The sequence below is a fragment of the Peribacillus glennii genome, from assembly GCF_003429105.1.
GTDB classification, from domain to species: Bacteria; Bacillota; Bacilli; order Bacillales; family DSM-1321; genus Peribacillus; species Peribacillus glennii.
On record NZ_QVTD01000002.1, the window covers coordinates 40,073 to 60,525 of the forward strand.

Annotated in this window: 20 protein-coding genes; 4 read left to right on the forward strand and 16 right to left on the reverse strand. The window is 44.4% G+C overall.

The features are described from left to right. The 4 genes from D0466_RS01340 to D0466_RS01355 all read right to left on the reverse strand — a co-directional run bounded on the left by D0466_RS01340 (position 1) and on the right by D0466_RS01355 (position 2,814). A complete protein-coding gene (locus tag D0466_RS01340; RefSeq protein ID WP_117320772.1) occupies positions 1 to 1,008 on the reverse strand; it encodes an ABC transporter substrate-binding protein in 1,008 nt (335 codons plus the stop codon). 226 nt (positions 1,009 to 1,234) lie between these two features. Continuing rightward, positions 1,235 to 1,561: a bacillithiol system redox-active protein YtxJ gene (gene ytxJ / locus D0466_RS01345; protein WP_117320773.1), complete on the reverse strand. Its 327-nt coding sequence runs from the start codon at positions 1,559 to 1,561 to the stop codon at positions 1,235 to 1,237. Positions 1,562 to 1,676: 115 nt separating this feature from the next. Then, on the reverse strand, positions 1,677 to 2,240 hold the full coding sequence (locus tag D0466_RS01350) for a YtxH domain-containing protein (protein WP_117320774.1): 564 nt from the start codon (positions 2,238 to 2,240) through the stop codon (positions 1,677 to 1,679). 64 nt (positions 2,241 to 2,304) lie between these two features. Further along, positions 2,305 to 2,814: a DUF948 domain-containing protein gene (locus D0466_RS01355; RefSeq protein WP_117320775.1), complete on the reverse strand. Its 510-nt coding sequence runs from the start codon at positions 2,812 to 2,814 to the stop codon at positions 2,305 to 2,307. Between the two features lie 242 nt (positions 2,815 to 3,056). Here D0466_RS01355 and D0466_RS01360 point away from each other — a divergent pair, with 242 nt between their 5' ends. Then, positions 3,057 to 4,172 carry an aminopeptidase gene (locus D0466_RS01360; RefSeq protein WP_117320776.1) on the forward strand — a complete coding sequence of 372 codons (1,116 nt, stop codon included), beginning with the start codon at positions 3,057 to 3,059 and terminating at the stop codon, positions 4,170 to 4,172. Positions 4,173 to 4,656: 484 nt separating this feature from the next. On the opposite strand, the gene murC is transcribed toward D0466_RS01360, so the two are convergent. From murC to D0466_RS01385, 5 genes are all read right to left on the reverse strand, one after another. After that, entirely contained in the window at positions 4,657 to 5,964 is a 1,308-nt protein-coding gene (murC, locus tag D0466_RS01365; protein WP_117320777.1) for a UDP-N-acetylmuramate--L-alanine ligase, read from the reverse strand. 251 nt (positions 5,965 to 6,215) lie between these two features. After that, a complete protein-coding gene (locus tag D0466_RS01370; RefSeq protein WP_117320778.1) occupies positions 6,216 to 7,313 on the reverse strand; it encodes a nicotinate phosphoribosyltransferase in 1,098 nt (365 codons plus the stop codon). A gap of 150 nt (positions 7,314 to 7,463) precedes the next feature. Beyond that, positions 7,464 to 10,607: a DNA translocase FtsK gene (locus D0466_RS01375; protein ID WP_233522498.1), complete on the reverse strand. Its 3,144-nt coding sequence runs from the start codon at positions 10,605 to 10,607 to the stop codon at positions 7,464 to 7,466. A gap of 255 nt (positions 10,608 to 10,862) precedes the next feature. Beyond that, positions 10,863 to 11,669: a DUF1444 domain-containing protein gene (locus D0466_RS01380; protein WP_117320779.1), complete on the reverse strand. Its 807-nt coding sequence runs from the start codon at positions 11,667 to 11,669 to the stop codon at positions 10,863 to 10,865. Positions 11,670 to 11,857: 188 nt separating this feature from the next. Beyond that, positions 11,858 to 12,169: a thioredoxin family protein gene (locus D0466_RS01385; protein WP_117320780.1), complete on the reverse strand. Its 312-nt coding sequence runs from the start codon at positions 12,167 to 12,169 to the stop codon at positions 11,858 to 11,860. A 272-nt stretch (positions 12,170 to 12,441) separates the two neighbouring features. Here D0466_RS01385 and D0466_RS01390 point away from each other — a divergent pair, with 272 nt between their 5' ends. After that, positions 12,442 to 12,885 (forward strand): YtoQ family protein, encoded by a 444-nt coding sequence (locus tag D0466_RS01390; RefSeq protein ID WP_117320781.1) that lies wholly within the window; start codon positions 12,442 to 12,444, stop codon positions 12,883 to 12,885. Positions 12,886 to 13,081: 196 nt separating this feature from the next. On the opposite strand, the gene D0466_RS01395 is transcribed toward D0466_RS01390, so the two are convergent. Beyond that, positions 13,082 to 13,606 (reverse strand): DUF84 family protein, encoded by a 525-nt coding sequence (locus D0466_RS01395; RefSeq protein WP_233522499.1) that lies wholly within the window; start codon positions 13,604 to 13,606, stop codon positions 13,082 to 13,084. A gap of 11 nt (positions 13,607 to 13,617) precedes the next feature. Beyond that, on the reverse strand, positions 13,618 to 14,691 hold the full coding sequence (locus D0466_RS01400) for a M42 family metallopeptidase (RefSeq protein WP_117320783.1): 1,074 nt from the start codon (positions 14,689 to 14,691) through the stop codon (positions 13,618 to 13,620). Positions 14,692 to 14,835: 144 nt separating this feature from the next. On the opposite strand from D0466_RS01400, the gene D0466_RS01405 reads away from it, so the two are divergent. Then, the gene (locus D0466_RS01405) at positions 14,836 to 15,153 is read left to right on the forward strand and encodes a PepSY domain-containing protein (RefSeq protein WP_117320784.1); all 318 of its coding nucleotides are present in this window, start codon (positions 14,836 to 14,838) and stop codon (positions 15,151 to 15,153) included. Between the two features lie 44 nt (positions 15,154 to 15,197). Here the strand turns inward: D0466_RS01405 and D0466_RS01410 are convergent, their stop codons facing one another. Further along, positions 15,198 to 16,043, reverse strand: coding sequence for a YtnP family quorum-quenching lactonase (locus D0466_RS01410; protein ID WP_117320785.1), 846 nt, complete (start codon positions 16,041 to 16,043; stop codon positions 15,198 to 15,200). A 118-nt stretch (positions 16,044 to 16,161) separates the two neighbouring features. Further along, positions 16,162 to 16,800: a tRNA (guanosine(46)-N7)-methyltransferase TrmB gene (gene trmB, locus D0466_RS01415; RefSeq protein WP_117320786.1), complete on the reverse strand. Its 639-nt coding sequence runs from the start codon at positions 16,798 to 16,800 to the stop codon at positions 16,162 to 16,164. Between the two features lie 208 nt (positions 16,801 to 17,008). Between trmB and D0466_RS01420 the strand changes: the two genes are divergently transcribed. Further along, positions 17,009 to 17,287, forward strand: coding sequence for a YtzH-like family protein (locus D0466_RS01420; RefSeq protein WP_117320787.1), 279 nt, complete (start codon positions 17,009 to 17,011; stop codon positions 17,285 to 17,287). Here D0466_RS01420 and D0466_RS01425 read toward each other — a convergent pair. The 3 genes from D0466_RS01425 to D0466_RS01435 form a co-directional block, all read right to left on the reverse strand. Further along, positions 17,281 to 18,063: a phosphotransferase family protein gene (locus D0466_RS01425; RefSeq protein WP_117320788.1), complete on the reverse strand. Its 783-nt coding sequence runs from the start codon at positions 18,061 to 18,063 to the stop codon at positions 17,281 to 17,283. The genes D0466_RS01420 and D0466_RS01425 overlap by 7 nt on opposite strands. 387 nt (positions 18,064 to 18,450) lie before the next feature. Next, entirely contained in the window at positions 18,451 to 19,431 is a 981-nt protein-coding gene (locus tag D0466_RS01430) for a diacylglycerol/lipid kinase family protein (protein WP_158555775.1), read from the reverse strand. Then, complete coding sequence (locus tag D0466_RS01435) at positions 19,403 to 20,398, reverse strand: NERD domain-containing protein (RefSeq protein ID WP_117320790.1); 996 nt, start codon at positions 20,396 to 20,398, stop codon at positions 19,403 to 19,405. The genes D0466_RS01430 and D0466_RS01435 overlap by 29 nt, the downstream gene beginning before the upstream one ends. Positions 20,399 to 20,453 lie beyond the last annotated feature (55 nt).

Sequence of the window (20,453 nt, forward strand, 5' to 3'; positions counted from 1 at the left end):
TTATTTCCCTTCGAAGAATTCCCCGATTTTTTCCCATTCCGGCTTTACTTCGATCCCTTGCGCATCTGCTGCTTGCCTGTTTATCATAAGTTTCAAATCCTTAGGAAGCTCTACCGGAATATCGGAGGTTTTTTTATCGCCTTTTAAAATGTCCGCTGCCATTTCCCCTGTTTGGTAGCCGATATCAAAATAGCTGAAACCGCTCGCAGCAACGGCACCTTTCTTCATTGAATCCAGTTCACCGACAAATAGCGGAATTTTTTTGCTGTCGGCTACCGAAATGACCGACTCCAAGGCAGATACGACAGTATTATCCGTTGGGATATAAATAGCATCAACCCTGCCGACAAGTGATTCCGTCGCCTGTTTCACTTCTGCCGATGTAGAGACGGATGCCTTCACTACCTTTGCACCTTTATCCCCTGCAAGCTTGCTTACCTGGTCTACCTGCACCTCGGAATTTTGTTCTCCCGCATTATAAACAACGCCGATGTTTTTGGCTCCAATCTCACCTGTTATAAAATCGATTGTTTTTTTCGTTGCATCCGGGTGATTATCCGTCGTTCCCGTAATATTTGATCCCGGTTTTTCAAGTGCTTCCACCAATCCAGCCCCAACGGGATCTGTTACCGAAGTGAAGACAATCGGTATTTCCTTCGTAGCATTCAATGCACTTACGGCACTAGGCGTTGCGTTCGCGAAAATAAGGTCGACTTTATCGCCGACAAAATTATTGGCAATCGGTTGGGTGTTATTCGGATCTGCTTGGGCATTTTGGAAATCAAACTTTACATTTTCCCCTTCTTTAAACCCGTTGTCCTCAAGTGCCTTTTTAAATCCTTCTGTTGCAGCGTCCAAAGACGGGTGTTTCGCATATTGTGTCAATCCGATTGTATACTGCTTTTCTTTTTCCTTTTCCGTTTTACCGTTTGAAGCATCACTGCTGCAACCCGCTAAAGCAATAAGCCCTGCAAGTACTACTGATGCCGCGCTTAATTTCTTCTTCACAAAAATTTCCCCCTTGTTTTCTTTACTTTTTTCGAAAAATGCTGCAAATTACAGAGTGTCCCCCAAAAAAAATAATATTATATTCTAAAAATTTAATATATTAAAAATAAAAAAGCAATAGTTGTTTTCCGACATTTCATTGACTTGCGCTATGAATGGGGTTTTTCAAATAATAAAAAAAGCCTTTCCCTGGCTGTTTCAGATAGGGAGAGGCTCTGTAAAATCATTATTCTTTGACTGCTTTTGATAAAGAATCGGCAGTGATTTTCCAATGGGAGGCATTCCATACCGGCTGGCCGTTTTTAAATAAAATTGCCTGTGGCGATTCGTGCTTAATGCCATAGGTTTCAGCTACATGATTGGAAAGTTCCCGCGCTTCCTGGACGGCCAGATACGCTGTTTTGACAGCGCCATGGTCCTCAAGAAAGCTTTCATATTCTTCAAAAGCGGCGCCGCTGATAGGACAGGTCAGGCTGTGCTTGATGAGCAAAAAGCTGTCCTTATTTGCGAGCTCCTCAAATTGCTCTTTTGTTTCAATTTTGTTTGCTGCCATAATTCTTCTCCTTTAACCAGATACATTTTTTGTACCAAATAAAAGCGGTGAAGTAATCTTATCACTTCACCGCTCCCAATGACAAATATCTTACCTGGCACATATTCTTTCGTTATTAATTGTAACGCTTCTCCGTTTCCTCAAATGCTTTTTTCGTTTCATCCAATTTTAACTGGGCAGCATTCTTTCCTGGAGTTGTGCTGGAGGATGAACTCGCGTCTGCGGTTTCGGTCCCCATATCAGCAGCTGTGTAGTCATCTGCCGTTGACTCAGCAGAGAACTCGCTTCCTACCCCAGAATCTGAAGCAGCAGAAGAGTCGGAATCCCCGCCATTCTGTTTCATGTTCTTCACTTTATCCATCAAATCGGCAGATCTATTTGTGACCATTTCAGTTACGGCGCTCCTTTTTTCCCGGGCTGTTTCTGCCAGGGTGCCTCCCTTTTCCATCGCAGCCTGTCTGAGCTTCTCTGTTTTGTCGCCAAGATTCTTCACCTGGACATTGAGGTTGCTTCGTAATTCCTTGCCGGGCTTGGGTGCCATAAACAAGGCTGTAGCAGCTCCGACTACCCCTCCAATCAATGCCCCGATTACGAAATCTTTTGATCCTGTCGCATTATTTTGTTCCTGAAACGGCTTTTGATAATCCCTTGTATATTCCTGATATTCTTTTTGAATCATATTAGATTGCTCCTCTCAAATTTTTTAATCGATTTGCTATTAAAAGTTCTTAGGGACCATTCATTTACGATCTGGACCTTAGAAATCTTTTCTTAGCTAGATTATCTGTTTCCAAGGCTTCCGCTTCTGCCACCGATATGGGTGAAACATCCGGCAACTGTTGGTTCTTGCGAGCTTTCCACTTGTCCCTGATTTCCATCGCTACATTGCTCCACTGCACAATCTGGGAGATTTTCTCCTGATTGTTATCAATTCCCGCCTGGACTTGACTGGAGACTTTTTGGATAGAAGAATTGAAGCCTTGAATGGATTCCCCAACACCCTTTACCGCATGGACTACGGAGTTCAGGTTTTCGGATTTCATTTGCAGGTCTTCCGCGAGCACGTTTGTTTTATGCAGCAGCGAAGCAGTTTCGACCGTTACCCCCTGCATTTGCTTTTCCAGCCCGTCTAATGTGTTTGCAACACTATCGAGGGTAGTCTGCAGCGATTTTAAGGTTCTGGATAGGAAGATCACCAGCACTAGAAACGCAATGGCCGCTACAGCAGCACTTAGATATAAAATAATTTCCATAGGACACCTCCAGTAATTGTTCCAGTACTTGTTGTACCAACTTATTGGTTAAATACCCGTTCATTTTCATTATAAACGTAATTATTTTTCCAGGTATAGCCTTAATGTTTTGCTTTTAAAATTGCCTCTGCCACTATTATTATTTTCTGCAAGGGAATATTTAAACATTCTTCCTAAACACAATGGTGATAATCGGCTACAATATATATGTTAACAAGCCCACTATATATGGAGGAATGAAAATGAAAGACCCGAGAATAGAGAAACTTGCGAGGAACTTAATCAACTATTCCATCAAACTTCAAGAAGGCGAGAATGTTTTAATTGAAAACTTTGGGTTGCAGCGCGAGCTGGTCACCGCCCTTGTGAAAGAAGCATACAAGGCCGGGGGGAACCCATTTGTTTTGTTAAAAGACCAGCGGGTTGACAGGGCATTGTTGATGGGCGCTGAAGAAAGACACTTTAACATGATAGCGGATTTTGAAGCGAATGTTATGAGTAAAATGGACGCCTATATCGGACTGCGCTCAGGCGATAATATAAATGAGCATGCTGATGTTCCGTCCGGGAAGATGGCCATCCATGGAAACACGATTGGAAAAAAAGTCCATCGTGAAATTCGCGTCCCAAAGACGAAATGGGTGGTGCTGCGCTATCCGACCTCGTCCATGGCCCAGCTCGCAAAAATGAGTACCGAAGCGTTCGAGGATTTTTATTTCGATGTTTGCAATCTGGATTATGGAAAAATGAGCGACGCGATGGACAGCCTTGCCGAGCTGATGGACCGGACGGACCAAGTGCGCCTGACAGGGCCAGGTACAGATTTGTCTTTTTCAATAAAAGGGATCAAATCCATTAAATGTGCCGGTGAGTTAAACATTCCGGACGGGGAAGTTTACACCGCTCCTGTAAAGGATTCAGTAAACGGAGTGATTACATACAATACGCCATCCCCGTATCAGGGCATTACTTTTGAAAACGTGAAGCTGACCTTCAAGGATGGAAAAATCACCCATGCAGAAGCCAACGACACAGAGCGAATCAATCAGATCTTTGACACGGATGAAGGTGCACGCTATATTGGCGAATTCGCAATCGGCGTAAATCCGTACATTCTCCATCCGATGCAGGATATTCTTTTTGATGAGAAAATTGATGGCAGCTTCCACTTCACACCGGGGCAATGTTATGATGACGCTTATAACGGGAACCATTCCAATATCCACTGGGATATGGTCAATATCCAGCGCCCTGAATACGGCGGCGGCGAAATCTACTTTGATGGCGTGCTGATCCGCAAAGACGGCCGATTTGTGATTCCTGGACTTGAAATGTTGAATCCGGAAAACCTTAAGTAAAATGATGGAAATGGAGATCTTGAACGTACTAAACGAAACTGGGCATAAATAAAGACCTTATTGGCTGCTTTCATTCCGTGTTCCTTCGTTATGAAGCAGCCCAATTTTTTCCCCGCCTATTGTTTCATCTTTAAGAATTTGGACAACCCTTGAGAGATAAATACAGTAGCGCACCTTTCCCGAAAAATTTTTTATGTTTAAGCCTACCTAGCAAAACAATCTACCTTGACACATGTTCTATAATCCTGAGCACGACCAGGAGAATCACCCATTTACACAGTATACATAAGGTATTTTAATAGCACTTTTTTATTGGCTGGCAATATACCTTCATGTCTATCTTTTACAGCCCCCCTCTTATATTTTCGTTTTGCCCCACACAAAAACACCTTCGGTCATGTTCATTTGGAACATGCACGAAGGTGCTTTATATTATCTGCTACTTTAGGTTAGTCCATCTCTTTTACTGTATTTTCCAGCTTTTTTATTTAGGTTGCTGGAGAAATTGTTCGTAAGCCACCTGAAACTTTTGGATGTCCCCAGCGCCCATAAACAGGATTACGGCCCCATCATGTCCTGCCAGTGGTGATGTATCTTCTTCTGTAATGATCTCAGCGCCCGGAATCTTTTCCCGGAGATCTTCAATGGAAAGTTTGCCCTGATTTTCACGGGCTGAACCGAAGATTTCACAAAGATACACTTTATCGGCCAGATTAAGGGCCTCGGCAAATTCCCCGAGGAATGCCTGGGTCCTGGTATAAGTATGCGGCTGGAATACAGCTACGATTTCCCGCTCCGGGTACTTTTGTTTGGCAGAATCGATCGTTGCTGTTATTTCAGTTGGATGGTGAGCATAATCATCAATGATGATCTGGCTGCCTACTTCCTTTTCAGTAAATCGGCGCTTCACCCCGCTGAATGTTAGAAGCTGGGCTTTCACCGATTCTGTATCCAGGTTCTCATATTTACAAAGAGCTATTACCGCTAAGGCATTCAGTACATTATGATTGCCATATGTCGGTATTGTAAATGTGTCATAAAATGTATTTCTGACAAACACCTCGAATGTTGTTCCCATGGCTGATGTTGCCACATTCCGTGCCTGGAAATCGTTTTCCTCGGCAAAACCATAAAAGATAACCGGAACCTTGGCCTGGATGCGTTGGAGCTGTTCATCATCCCCGCAGGCAATGATTCCTTTCCCCACTTGCAACGCCATTTCCTGGAACGCCTGAAAAACATCTTCAATGCTGGCATAGTAGTCCGGATGGTCAAAATCGATATTCGTCATGATTGCATAGTCTGCGTGGTAAGACAGGAAGTGGCGGCGGTATTCACATGCTTCAAACACAAAGTATTCAGCATTCTCTATACCTTTGCCAGTTCCATCGCCGATCAGGAAGGATGTCGGTTTTGCCCCGCTCATGACATGGGAAAGCAAGCCGGTTGTCGACGTCTTTCCATGTGCTCCGGTAACTGCGACGCTGATGAAATTTTTCAGGAAGTCACCGAGAAAGCGGTGATAACGGATAACAGGCAATCCCAGTTCCGTTGCCCGAGTAATTTCAGGGTGAGTATCTGGAAATGCATTTCCAGCGATGATTGTCATACCCGGTTGTATGTTTTCTTCATTGAAAGTAAGGATAGGTATTCCGGCATTTTCCAATGCGATTTGGGTAAAAAAACTCTTTTCAATGTCGGAACCCTGGACTTCGTATTTCATATCATGCAGGACTTGAGCCAATGCACTCATCCCTGAACCTTTGATACCAACAAAATGGTAAACAGTCATAAATAGAACCTCCACCAGTCGTCTATCTGTATGACAGTATATGACGCTTTCTGTTTTTTGCCCATTGCCCTCCAAGCACTCCATTCTCAGACATGAAACGAAGGCAGGCATGGTTTTCTTTGCTGCAGTGAGCTAAAGCTTTTATATTCAATGAATCTCCATTATATCACTTTTACGCGAAACCAACCATGTCAGTAATATTTCAATTGTTAAAATCACCCGAAGTTATTTCAAGCCGTATCCCGGGGCTCCTACTCGACCCTTTCCAGCCGTGGATTCGGGCGGTACCTGCGCCCTGCTTTTGCCTGCGGATGGCCATTCAACAAGACATTATCACCGGTAAAGCTTACGGAAATTTTCAGCAGGCTGCTTCCGATACCGTACATGTCCACCGGGACTCCCTCTTTTTCAAATTCGAGGATCCTTTCTTCAGTGAACCCTCCGCTTACCAGGATTTTCACATGCTGGAAGCCTTCATCATCCAGTGCTTTGCGCAAGGCGAAAATTAACTCTGCGTTAACCCCTCTTGGATCGAACGAGCCCAAGAGGTGTTGGTTTCTTACAAAGTATTTATCAATCATGGTCCTGGATGTATCCACTCGGACACCGCGCAATTTATCTCCAAAGGCCCTGGCTAATTTCAATGAATCAGTAATGGCATCATTGTTGTAGTCAACCAGCGCAATCAATTCATCTTCCGGATACTTTCTATGGTAAGCATCGGTCGCAGCGACAACATCACCGTTGAATAGCTGGATCAGTGCATGCGGCATCGTTCCCATTCCCTTCTTGCCCCACCATTCATTCATGGCATGGGTCGCCTGGGCAGTGGCTCCACCAATATACGCTGCGTATCCGTCGCCAGCCTGTTGGGTAAAATGGTCATCCCGGTCACCCATGAAAATGACAGGCTTCTGGATTCCTGAATAAGCAGCCGCCTTAACGACATTATATACATTGGTGGCTACTGAAGTTCTACGGGCAAGTATTCCGTCGATGAGCCCCTCCAGATAGCCGAATTCCTGATAAGGACCTGTAATGGTAAGCACCGTTTCAAACGGGCTGATTTTATCGCCATCCTTTAACGAGTGGATATCGAGCGATTCAGGATGCTCGGCAAACGTTTTTATCAATGCCACGACTTCATCCGTCCCGCACAGCACTGCATGTTTTCTTTGGAAAAACTGCATCGTCACCGTTTGTTCGGGGCAAAATTCCTCGGCAATTTCCTTTGTTTTAAGAAAATAAACGGCTGAAAACCAGCCCTCTTTCACCCTTTCATCAAATTTAAAGGTTTTATTGGTAAGCCTCTTGATTTCACCCTTCAATTTCAATTCAATTTCCTTCATCCTTGGCAGCTCCCCTAATTCCTAATGGAACCATTTGTTTATCTCGGATCGGAAAATTGCACTTTGCCGAACCTAATAAGTTCCATTTACCTATTGGCGAATGTTTCAATAATACTATTATCTTAAACAATTGCGGGTAGAATACAAACATTAATTTCCGCCATTAGATTCAAGAATGTATTCAAGCTCCTCTACAGATATTAACACATCCCGGGGTTTGCTGCCTCTTGATTCGGAAAGGATCCCCTGCCGCTCCATCATCTCAATCAATCTTGCAGCCCTGTTGTAGCCTATATGAAACCTTCTCTGAAGGCTTGATGCAGAAGCCCCGTTTTGGTTAACGGCAAATTCGCAAGCCTCATAAAACAATTCATCCGTATCCTCAATTACTTGCGCCCTGCTTAATAATTCATCCTGTTCAAATAAATAATTCGGCTCTTGCTCCTGTTTTACATGGTTGACCACTTGTTCAATCTCATCATCGGAGACAAAGGTGCCTTGAAGCCGTACCGTTTTCGAAGAACCATTTTCGGCGAAGAGCATGTCGCCTTTTCCAAGAAGCTTTTCAGCACCGCTCGAGTCGAGGATTGTCCGGGAATCCACCTGCGAAGAGACAGAAAATGCAATTCTTGTCGGGATATTAGCCTTGATTAATCCTGTAATCACATCAACAGACGGCCGCTGTGTGGCAACAATGAGATGGATCCCGCATGCCCGTGCTTTCTGGGCAATCCGGCAAATCGCTTCTTCTACATCAGCTGGGGACATCATCATTAAATCGGCAAGCTCATCGATGATCACGACGATATAGGGCAATTTGTCCGCATGCTGCCCGGCTCTGTCGGCCATTTCATTAAAACGGCCAATATCGCGAACACCCGTATGCGCGAATAATTCATAGCGGCGTTCCATCTCTTCAACGGCCCATTTTAATGCTGCAGTGGCTGCCTTGACATCCGTGATGACCGGGCTTACCAGGTGGGGAATTCGATTATATGGGGCCAGCTCCACCATTTTCGGGTCGATCAGCAGCAGCTTCAATTCCTGCGGTGTTGCCTTATACAACAGGCTTACAAGCATTGTATTTATGCACACACTTTTACCGGACCCAGTCGCACCCGCGATCAAGCCGTGAGGCATCTTCTTTAAATCCGTTACAATTGGCTTACCTGAAATATCCAGGCCGAGAGCCACCGTTAGAGGCGATCCGTCGTTTTGGAAGGCATCGCCGTCGAGCACCTCCCGTAAAAATACCGGCTTGCTTTTGAGATTCGGGATTTCAATGCCGATCGTATGTTTTCCCGGGATCGGAGCCTCCATCCGGATATCCTCGGCTGCAAGGCTGAGCTTGATATCATCTGTTAAGTTAGTAATCTTGTTTACCTTTACACCCGGTTCCGGTTGTACCTCAAACCTCGTAACTGCCGGTCCCTGGGTTACATTCACTACATGGGCCCTGACGTTAAAATTCTTTAGCGTATCATTCAATAACCTGGCCTGTTCCTCCAGCCAATCCCGATCACTCTCGGCGTGGGCCGGCGGTGACAATAAATCGATTGCCGGAAAAGCATAAAATGGCGGATCTCCATCCAGGTCAAAAGCATCCGCTTTTTCGGCGTGCAGTGTTGGTTCGGGCTCAGCCGGTTTTTCAGTTATTTCTGCTTGTGTAACGATTTCTTCGATTGCAGTGGCTGCGTTTGGAAAGTCGCCTTCTTTTTTCAATTGTTGTACCCGGTCCCTGTCCTGCTTTGTCATCAAGACATTGAATGGGATATGTTTTTTCCTGGATGTATTTGGTGCTGTTTCGGTTTCGTCTTGGTTAGATATTTCTTCCTGATCTTCTTCCTGAACTTGTACTGGAGCCATACCTGGTTCGCCCGTTACCTCTTGTTCCAATTCAGTGTGGATCGGCGCTTCTTTCTCTTTCGCTTCCTCCACCAATGCTTGATCCGATTGGGACTGCTCATATACGCTCTCCATTTCGATCGGAGCGGGCATGGGTTCTGCCTGGACTTGTACTGAAGCCATACCTGGTTCGCTCGTTACCTCTCGTTCCAATTCAGTGTAGATCGGGGCTTCTTTCTCTTTCACTTCTTCCACAAATGCTTGAACCGATTGGGACTGCTCATATACGCTCTCCATTTCGATCGGAGCGGGCATGGGTTCTTCCTGGACTTGTACTGGAGCCATACTTGGTTCGCCCGTTACCTCTCGTTCCAATTCAGTGTGGATCGGCGCTTCTTTCTCTTTCGCTTCCTCCACCAATGCTTGATCCGATTGGAACTGCTCATATACGCTCTCCATTTCGATCGAAGCGGGCATGGGTTCTGCCTGAAGCATGATTCTCTCATCGTTTATTGTCCCATCATTCTCCATGTGTTCTATTGCAGGCGCTGGCTTTTTGTGGCTTACTTCTTTATTTTCTTGTCCGGTTTGATCAAAGGAAACAGCAGCTTGCGATGACACTGCAATTTCAGATAGTACAGCATTTTTATCATTGCTTGTCTGGTGGGCAGCACCTTCCTCGAAACCTAGATCGGCATCCTCAAGGGAAAGGCCCTCGCCATTCTGTTTTGCTTCAGTACTTTCCGTTTCGGCCTTACGGTAGATAGCAGGAATTTCTTCCGGATCAAAATTTGAGATTTTTTTCTGTGCCAGCCTACTTTCAAGTTCAAATTCTACTAAGGGATCCGCTGCCGGGGCTTGCTTCTCCATTTTCTTATCCGCCCGCTTGAATCCATATACTGGAGACGGAATCTCCGTTGGACGGAATGGAATATCTACTTTGTCATCCGATGGCTGTGCTTGCTTGTCCGTTTGCTTATCCGGCCGCTGCTTGAATCCATATATTGGAGACGGAATCTCCGTTGGACGGAATGGAACATTGGAAGGCTGGATTTTTCCCGGCTTGCCGCTTTTTGGTTTATCCATGGATTTCGTTGAATCGTTTGGCTGCTCCACGCTTGATTTCCCTTGACTGGCTGTATGCTTCTTTCCTGGAGTCCGTTCATGCTGATCCCCACGTTTTTTTTTCCGGGAGATGCTTTCATCCGGGATCACGGGAAATTTAAATTGCCCCTTCGGATATTGATATAACACCTTTGTATCAGGTTCAATGTTTCCTGGATTCTTTACAGCTCTCCGCTGCCGCTCTTTTTTAGGTCCTTCTTTAATCTTTGCGATGTCCAGTTTTTTCAAAACTTCTTGATCAATTGGCTCGTCTACGATGATTTCTTCGATTTCAATAATTTCTTCATCCTGAAACCATTTTTTTATTTTTCTAAACCATTTCAAACATAATCACTCTTTCCATAGCTCGGTCTTAAGGCCGCACCTGCGCGCAGCCGGTTTCACCTTACCATTTTAACAGTATTTCTTAAAATATCGAGAAAAATTATGCAGATTGGTACAATATGAGGAGGTTCGGCCACTCATAGGAAAATCAAAGGAAAAGGCACCAAATTAAAAAAAAGGATGGGACCCTTTTTACGGAAAAACCCATCCATGCTTCTTACTTACTAAACCAAAAATACTAAATAATTTCCATCTTTACTCACTGCGTTTTTTATTTTTCCCCAATATAAATATGGGTTCCAGCCCTTCGTCTTCATACAGGAAGGATAAAGCCGTGATGGGGACATGCCCGCTCGCAAAGAAACTCATCGCCATTTGTGCCAATACATCATAGCCGGTATCATTTTCTACATCAGCGATAATAATCACATCCTGATGCGGAATAGCGATGGCCATCGTTCCCTCCATTTTGCCTTTCATCTCCCTTAACCAGGCCTCATTCAGGATTCGGCTCGCATCATACCCATCATTAGTATTAAGGAAGTAAAAAGTATTCCCTGCTACGGTATCCGATTTTAAAGGAGTTGGAAGGGAGCGTACGTTGAACCGGGCTATCTGGCGAATCTGTTCAGGGTCCCAATTTTCCTTCGCAAGCAGCTCTCCGTCAATCAAACGGTAAGTGTTGCCAAGGTCCAGCGCATAAAAAACCCTTGTCTCCGCTGTATGCTCATCATAAAGAAAACGATTCCCTTCAACTGCCTCCAGTGGAAATGATGTTGACCTGATAACCGGATAAATATGTTTTTCACTCCCTGCAAGTGTATGCTCTGCCCCCATCACATTCAGGGCTTCCTCCACATAATAAACAACTTCATCTATTGCTTTATCCTTCATTGTTTCCCATTTGGCAATTATTCCGGGCAATTCGATGGAGATCCCTTTACCAGTCGTTGTATTTTCGATTCGGAGCACATCTTTTTTGCTATCAAAGGTAAATGTCCGATAGTCCGATTGAAGCCGCTTCTGAAGAAGATCCTTCATTTTCTTGCCGTCCATTTTCAATTTCGGTTCCTCCTTCTACGCACAAGCGCCTGTTTTGGATTGCCGTTGAGAGCCTCCACATTTTGATTTTTCGAGGGCACTGTTTCATATTGTGCGCCTCAGCTAGACACTATAATGCACATTACAAAAGTAATATTCGTTTTTTATAAAATAAATTGCCCCCATACCGAGACGGGGGTGCAAATTGCTTATAAAGAATGGATGAAATCCTCGATTTCCTGTTGTGTTTTTCGGTCTTTGCTGACAAAGCGGCCTAATTCCTTTCCACTTTCATAAGCAATAAAGCTTGGGATGCCGAAGACGTCATTGGCTGCGCAAATATCGATGAATTTATCTCGGTCTACATAAACAAAAGTAAATTGCGGGTGGTTTTGTTCAATTTCCGGAAGGACAGGTTCAATTGCCCTGCAATCGGGGCACCAATCCGCGGAAAACAAAAAGATATGCTTCCCTGCATTTTTTAATTGATCAAATTGTTCTATAGTTTCCAAATGTTTCATTCGTTTATATTCCTCCGAATCTTTAATTATCCTCATTCCATAATCCTTTAACCAAAAGTGACGATATTCTGTCCAAATCGGATTTATTAGCCAATGATCGTCGTATCAAAGCCAGATGCTAATTTGATAATACCAAACAAAAAGGACCCACACCATTAATATGCAAACTCTGGTTGCACACGCCCTTCGTAATCATGTTACACTTAGTGTCATAAACACCTTTATGATTATACTGAACTAGCTAGCTTACTAATCAGTCTGGAGGCGATGATATGTTAATGACAGTTTATCTTGCAGGGGAGATCCATAGTAACTGGAGAAATGAATTGAAGGAAAAAGCAGAAGCCTTGCAGCTTCCGTTGAACTTTGTAGGCCCTATGGAAGACCATGAACGCTCTGATAATATCGGGGAAGAAATTCTCGGTCCCCAGTCAACAAGTATTTTAAAAGACGCTGCTGCATCACAAATCAATAATCTTCGCACCGAGCTGCTTATGAAGAAAGCCGACCTGGTCATCGCGCTGTTCGGTGAAAAGTACAAACAATGGAATACAGCCATGGACGCAAGCGCGGCAATCTCCCTTGGAAAACCACTTATCCTGATCCGCCCGGAGGCTCTTCACCATCCGTTAAAAGAACTGTCAGCGAAAGCGAATGTGACTGTTGAATCTGTGAACCAGGCCTTGAAGGTTCTTTCCTATGTGTTTGATAATTGATGCCAATAAAAGCGGAAGCGCCCCGTGCAGGAGAAGGTCGGCTAAAAAACTGCCGCGTCCTGTGGCAACATCGGAAATTAGTACATCCCTGTAAGTCAAAGCTAGACATCGAAACATGTTGAAAATTTTAATCCTTTAATAAACAATCCTTGCCAGCTTAAGTGCTGACAAGGATTTTTCTTTGGGGAACAGTGTATCACTGCTTTTTTTCCACTTTTCTAAATTCATATTGGCCAATCAGCATATCCATTATATGGCTAAACATTTCCTGCCGTGTGATCCGTCCATTGGTGAAAATGCCAATGGCCCCTTCTTTTTTCCGGATGCCTTCCTTTTTCGTATATTCATCCATTACCGGGCCTAACTCCTCGCCTGACAACAGCCTTTTGGCGATAGGGGCTGGCAAAGCAACCCTGGCACCGCCCGCAATAAAGAGATTGCCTTCCCGGTCAGCCAGCGCGCCCCAATTACATAGAAAGAGTCCATATTTAGTTTGGACGACACCGCCTTCCAGTCCGATTCCAATTTGTGCATCGCTCTCCCCCAGGCAATTCCTGGCCCGGTTTGATGCTCCTTCTACGGTTTCTTCATCCGAAAAAGGCTGCTCGGAAACACCCGAGGAAGCCTTTATCTCTATTATCTCCGCATCGCGTCCAAAAGCTTCCTTGACAGCATGGACCTTTGCAGGGTTACTGCTTCCCACTGCAACTTTTAACATCATACCCGCTCCATTTACCCATTATTCCTGATGCTTTCCACTGTCGCTTTATCACAAGCCCGAACAAGCTTTCCAATAAGCTCGCGTGCCGCCGCATAATCATCTATATGGATCATCGCCGCATGGGTATGGATGTATCGCGAACAGATTCCGATTACACCGCTCGGCACCCCTTCATTTGCGATATGGACTTTCCCGGCATCCGTCCCTCCCTGGGAAACATAATACTGGTATGGGATATTGTTGGATTCAGCCATATCCAGGATGAATTCACGCATTCCTTTATGGGTGACCATTGACCGGTCCAGAATCCGCAATAGAGCTCCCTTTCCGAGCTGCCCGAATTCTGATTTACTTCCTGACATATCATTTGCAGGACTCGCGTCCAAGGCAAAGAAAATATCCGGCTTGATCATCGAAGCGGCCGTCACGGCGCCTCTTAACCCGACTTCCTCCTGTACAGTAGCTCCAGAGAACAAAATGTTGGGAAGCGTTTCATCTTTTATATCTTTTAACAGTTCGATCGCCAGGCCGCAGCCATACCGATTATCCCAAGCTTTCGCAAGGATTTTCTTCTGGTTCGCCAATGGGGTAAACGGGCAGATAGGCACAATTTGCTGCCCAGGCTTTACGCCAATTTTCTTCACATCTTCGCGATCATCTGCCCCAATGTCTATCAGCATATTCTTAATCTCCATTGGTTTGGATCGCAGCGCTTCATCAAGCAAATGAGGCGGAATCGATCCAATAACGCCAGTCACCGGGCCATTGTCCGTGATTATTTGCACTCGTTGCGCAAGCAAAACCTGGCTCCACCAGCCTCCAAGAGGCTGGAAGCGAATCATTCCATTTTCCGTTATAGAAGTCACCATAAATCCCACTTCATCCATGTGTCCGGCAACAAGAACCCGAGGTCCCCGCACATCGCCCTTTCTCATCCCGAAAATGCCTCCGAGATTGTCCTGTACAATCTCATCCGAATACTTTTCCAGTTCGGAACGCATGAAGTTTCTTACTGCATGTTCATTTCCGGATGCTCCAGGCAACTCTGTCAAAATCTTGAACATTTTTAAGGTTTCCTGATCCATTTCTCTACCCCTTAATCCAATCTGAATTATGTTCATTTCTATATTACAGAAAATTGTCACACGCTGTCACTTGCGAATTTGTTCATCACTTTATATTGTATACTATAGGGAATCATTCAATTACCTATTTTGGAGGGGACTAATATGAACTGGAAGACCTTGCTTTTAGGGGCAGCAGCCGGTTTTGCCGCAGGTTACGCTGCCAAACAAAAGATAGATGAGACAGGCGGCCCTTCACCCGAAAGAGTGCTGGAAAACGTCAAAGCCGCTGTTAAAAAGGATGGAAAGATATATGGGTCCTGGATTGTAATGAAGCCGGAAAACTACGAGAAATTCAATCTGGATTATCAGGTATACAAAGGCGGAATAACCCGCCATGCCAATGGGAAAAGGGAACAATTCGAGTTCGTGGCTGATGCATCAACCGGAACCATTCTGGAATTAACACAAAAAAACGACTGAAGCATAGACAGGCTGCCTATCAAAGGCAGCCTGTCCCATTATTGTCAGCGTTTTCTTTTTAATTCCTGAAGCACTTGTTTGCCGCTTTTATCCCATTTTATGGCTCGGTAATAAGCATCATGATAGAAGCTGTACCAGGCTTTGTTCTCCAAACCATATGACATCCATTTTTGTTTTTGGATGATCGATTCCATCGGATAGTCGTCAAATGCCATTACCCATAGCACATTGGCATGTGCATGTGTAGGCATGATGTCAGCCATGTGGATCAATAACTCCCCGCCCTGTTCCATGACAATGATGGAATGTCCGTCGCTATGTCCACCCGTGTGAACCATCATAATGCCATCCAGGATTTGTTTTTCACCATCAAATGGGCGGACGAGGTGGGCGACCGCTTCCCAGTTTTCTTTCCAGTATGTATTGCCTGAACGGATATTAGGGCTTTGCATCTCGTCCCATTCAATCCGGGACGTGATGATTTGCGCATTTTGAAACACGGGTTTCCACTCTCCTCCCTCACGTTTTGTCAACCCGCTAGCGTGGTCGAAATGCATGTGTGTCATGAGGATATAATCGATATCCTCTGCTGACAACCCGATTTCCCTCAGGTTTTGTTCTACCCTCGATTCTTCGGTGACACCATAGTTCCTAAGCTGTTTTTCATCGAATTTTCCATTGCCGATCCCTGTTTCGATCAGCATATTCAAACCACCCGCCTGTACTAAAATCGGGTCTGTTCGCAATTGAATCTGATTGTTGTCATTATTAGGATACCTTCTTGACCAAAGCGGCTTCGGCACAACCCCGAACATTGCTCCACCATCCAAATGGATATCCCCTCCATTCAGCCATGTCAGCTTGATTTCCCCAATCTGTAAAGATTCCATAAACTCCCTCCTATTCATTATAAGTTTAACTTTATTTTCATAAAATTTAAATAGTCCCACTATTTTAACCAAATAAAAAAGCGATACCTATAAAAGGATCGCTTAGATGGTAATTATTCTAGCGGAATTGCGCCTCAAGCCTGTATATTCTGTTACCTTTTCGAGAGAATCGCTCTTCGTATTCCGTCATGATATTGCCTTCAAAATCGCTGTTGTGCAAATCAAGGCTTACAAATTTAAGCAGCATTCCGTAACGGGACAAGCTCATCAACGAAGATTCGAATAATCCCTGATTATCCGTCTTAAAATGGATCTCGCCTTTTTCGGGAAGGATATCTTCGTACACCTGTAAAAAGGTTTCATATGTCAAGCGGCGTTTCTCATGCCGTGTTTTAGGCCATGGATCAGAAAAATTTAAATAAACCCTGGCTACATCGCCCTTAGCAAAAAAATTACGCAGATCATTGGCATTCTCGTTCATGAGCTTCACGTTTGGCAAATCTGCTTCAATCAGCCTGTCCAAAGCAGAAACAATGACACTCTTAGCAAGTTCAATGCCAATAAAATTGATATCAGGGTTCACCATTGCCATTTCAGTAATGAATCGGCCTTTACCTGTGCCGACCTCTATATAAATCGGATGGTCATTCCCGAATGCTTCCCGCCACTTCCCTTTATGGCTTTCAGGCTGCTGGATGACGTACTGTGGATAGGCAGCCAATTTTTCTTCAGCCCAGGGCTTATTCCTTAAACGCATCAATTACACACCTCTATATCTTTTATACTTTTCACACAATACCATGACTAACCGAATTTCTGCAAGGTAAGTTTTGAACAATTTGCCCGTAAAAAAACCGCAGCTGAAAAGGCGCTTGCGGTTTCCGCGGATTGTCACGTATAAATGTCGTCACAAGTCACACTATAAAAAACATAATCATCTATTTTAAGAAAGGGTCGAAGCCATTATGCCGCTTTCTCATGAAAACCAGATTTTTTTATTAAAGGATATTTTACAAAACCACCAAAGTGATTGCTGCGGATCGGTATCTGAATGCGAGCAAGTGGAACGGCTGGTAAAATCATTGATGGTGAATACAGATGTGAATGAAAACGTCAGAGTCATACTGGAAGAAATATACCGGTACAGCCAGGATGGAATCAATTCATCTGATTTGGATGCCCATATCAATTCGCACCAAACCGATCTTAACCATTGGGTTGATGACATTGGCCGCTTTTATTGATCAAGGATGTAAGGCAACTGTTGAATGATACGTTCCATTTCCTCAATCCGGTTTTTATTTTTATGCCATTGGATCGAGGATAAGGCTTGAGCGGCCACATGCCACTTCATCCTCATTTCAAGGCTTGCATCCAGTGTCTTTCCATATCGGCCGAGCCACTCCCGCCAATCTTCTTTTGGAACATAGGAATAAAGCAGCACTCCGAGATCAATCGCTGGGTCGGCAATGATTGCGCCGTCCCAATCTATAAGAAATAACTCATTTGCATCAGTAAATAGCCAGTTATTATGGTTAACGTCGCCATGGCAGACGACCTGCTCGTCGCACTCAGCCAATAACAGGTTATTCTGCAAAAAGGAAATCGCCTGAAAGACTGCAGGAACCGAAACGACTTCACGGTCCAGGCTGGTTTCTATTTGTGTCAGGATGCTTTCGGGCCGCAATGGGGATTTACCCAATCTTTTCAGCATAGTCAGCAACGGCTGAGACTGATGGATTTTCCTCAGCAGCTTAGCCACTTGCTGGCCATTCATCTCTTGATGGGTGAGTTCCCTTCCATTTAACCAATGCTGCGCCGTTATCACATCTCCGTTTTCAAGACGCTTTGTCCATACCAGCTTAGGCACGATTCCTTCAGCTGATAAAACAGCCAGAAAAGGCGATGTATTACGTTTCAGAAAAAGTTTTTGTTCATTATCTTTTAGGGCAATGAAGGCTTCTCCTGTAGCTCCTCCAGCGGGAACGATTTCCCACTCCTGACCGAATAAATGTTCCAAAAGGTTCACCTTCAATTTCTTCGCTAGTTAAAAAAGCACGGGGCGCCAAATATTAAAGGAACGTCGACTAACCACTGCCACTTCTTGCGACAAACGCCAACGTCGCCACACCCTCGTAACGCTGCGCTTTCCTTCGTCAGATGTATGGCTGACGAAGCTTTCCTTGTCCTATGGAAGCCAGAATAAGCTTTAGTCCGCGGACTGCTTTTTGACTTTCCTGGCACATTTCAAGAAAAATAAAAAAGACAGCCATTGACCATATACAATAGCTATCTTATAGAATTTTAGTTGAAAAGCCGTTTCTTAGTCAAGTGGTATAGTTCATAAACTTAATAGGAAAAACCTGCAACCACCCGAAAAAACCAGGAATTGCCTGAATTTGATCATTCACTTCCCCCGTGTCAAAACCCTTATTTTATTCGGGGCGATAAAGGCTGATAGCTTCGTGTCTCCCAAAATCTCTCCATCCGCCTGGATTCTTACAGGATCTGCAGAGATGATTTCAATATGCCTGCACGTAAAAGAATCCACATTTTTCAAGCGCAGGTGGCCTCCCCATAAAACAGTCACAAAAACAGATAAAAGCTTTATCGTCGGGATATCGTGAACGGCAATTACTTCAAAAAGCGAGTCATCATGCCTGGATTTCGGGGAAATATTTATGCCTCCCCCAAAGTAGGGCTGGTTTGCGGCAACGATGAACCATACCCGTTTAAAAACATGCTCTTTGCCGTCTATGAAAGCAGCCATATCGGTCCTTTTGTATGTAAATAGCTTTTTCAGGAAAAAATATATGTATATGAGTTTGCCAATCTTAAAAAAGTTGAATAGGATTTTCCAGGCGGAATGATTCACGTCATATGTTATTTCCGCATCTATTCCTATCCCCACGCTGTTGATAAAAGCTGCATCAGCCGCATTGGTTTCGAGAATTCCAATATCAATTTCTTTTATATAATTTTCGGGCTGCATAATAAGGGAAAGGGCATCCCGGCAGTTTTTTGTCCGCTGGATTCCGCGGACATAATCATTTCCCGATCCGGCAGGGATGCATGCGATTATGGCATGGGGATATCCTGCTGCGCCATTCATGACCTCATGAAGCGTACCATCTCCGCCCACAGCTGCAATCAGGGTATCCTTGTCGGTTTTTGCTAAAATTTCTTCTGACAACTCTTTTGCATGGCCCTTATATTCCGTGAAAAAAGATTGATATGAAATGTTTTTCGATGCAAGCACGCGCTCCATTTTTTTCCATACCCTTCCACTTCCCTCATTTTGGGCCACGGGATTTATGATGAAATACAGTTCTATGCCGCTTGTTTTTAAACGTTCACCTTCATAGTTTGTTTTCTTCTTCGCTAACATCCAGATCCACATCCCATTCCAGCCGTCTGGATGACGTCGTTTGGCAATAGTCAAGCAATGCCTGTGCGGCCTTTAATTGCTGATGTTTCAACGGTGAAGAAAGGCCCCGCATTTTTTGGAACCATTCCGGAAACGTTCGCTTATCCAGAAGCGTCACATCATAAGGTGCAAGAGGATGATCTATATATCCATTGCGCGAGAGGATCGCTTTCTTTATCGGCAGGCTAACGTCATATAATGAAAAAAGCTGCTTTGCAATTTTCTCCATGCGATCCACGGCAAGCATCGGGTTCAATACTTTTTTCTCTTTGTGCTGGTGGTGCCTCTTCAACCAGAACCTTTCACTGGACCCGGCAAAGACTGCATCCTCTTCAGCTTCAAGGAAGGTAAGGCACCAGGCATCCGTCGGGCTTAACAGGATGACTTCAACCTCGACGGGTGCATTTTTCAGTAGAAAAACAGGTTTATATAATAATAGGAATGTATCAGGAAAACGCTGCAAAAAGAAACGGAGTCTTTCATCCAAAAAGAAAGACTGATCAACAAATGACTTCTCGTACATGGTCGAGCTTCCCCATGTCATCTGAAAGCGCAATAGCTGGTTCAAATAATTCTGTTTCAATTCATCAAGGCTGCCGATATTCGTTGGCATTTGTAGGGAAAAGAAATTTTCCTGTGAATCGGAAGAATTCTGGCTGTCGCTTGCAGGACTTTCCCCCTTCGTGGCGGCCTTTGAAAAAATCCCCCGTACTTTTTCCATAAGGCCGGGCCTGGTCTCCTGTGTCCAATCTTCATCAGGGCTCCCTGCCGGAGGATCATGAAAAAACTGCTCCAACTCCCCGGCAAGGAAGGCTGCTTTTAAATTTTCCCATTGCTGCTGCTTTAGGCGGACAAATTGCGTCGGGTACCGATATATATCCTGTTCATATCTTGAGATATAATCCTGCAATTTAATAAGCTGTCCCATGTTTCATCACAACCTGTCTTTTTTCATAAATATAATGCTTACCCGTTTTCCAAAC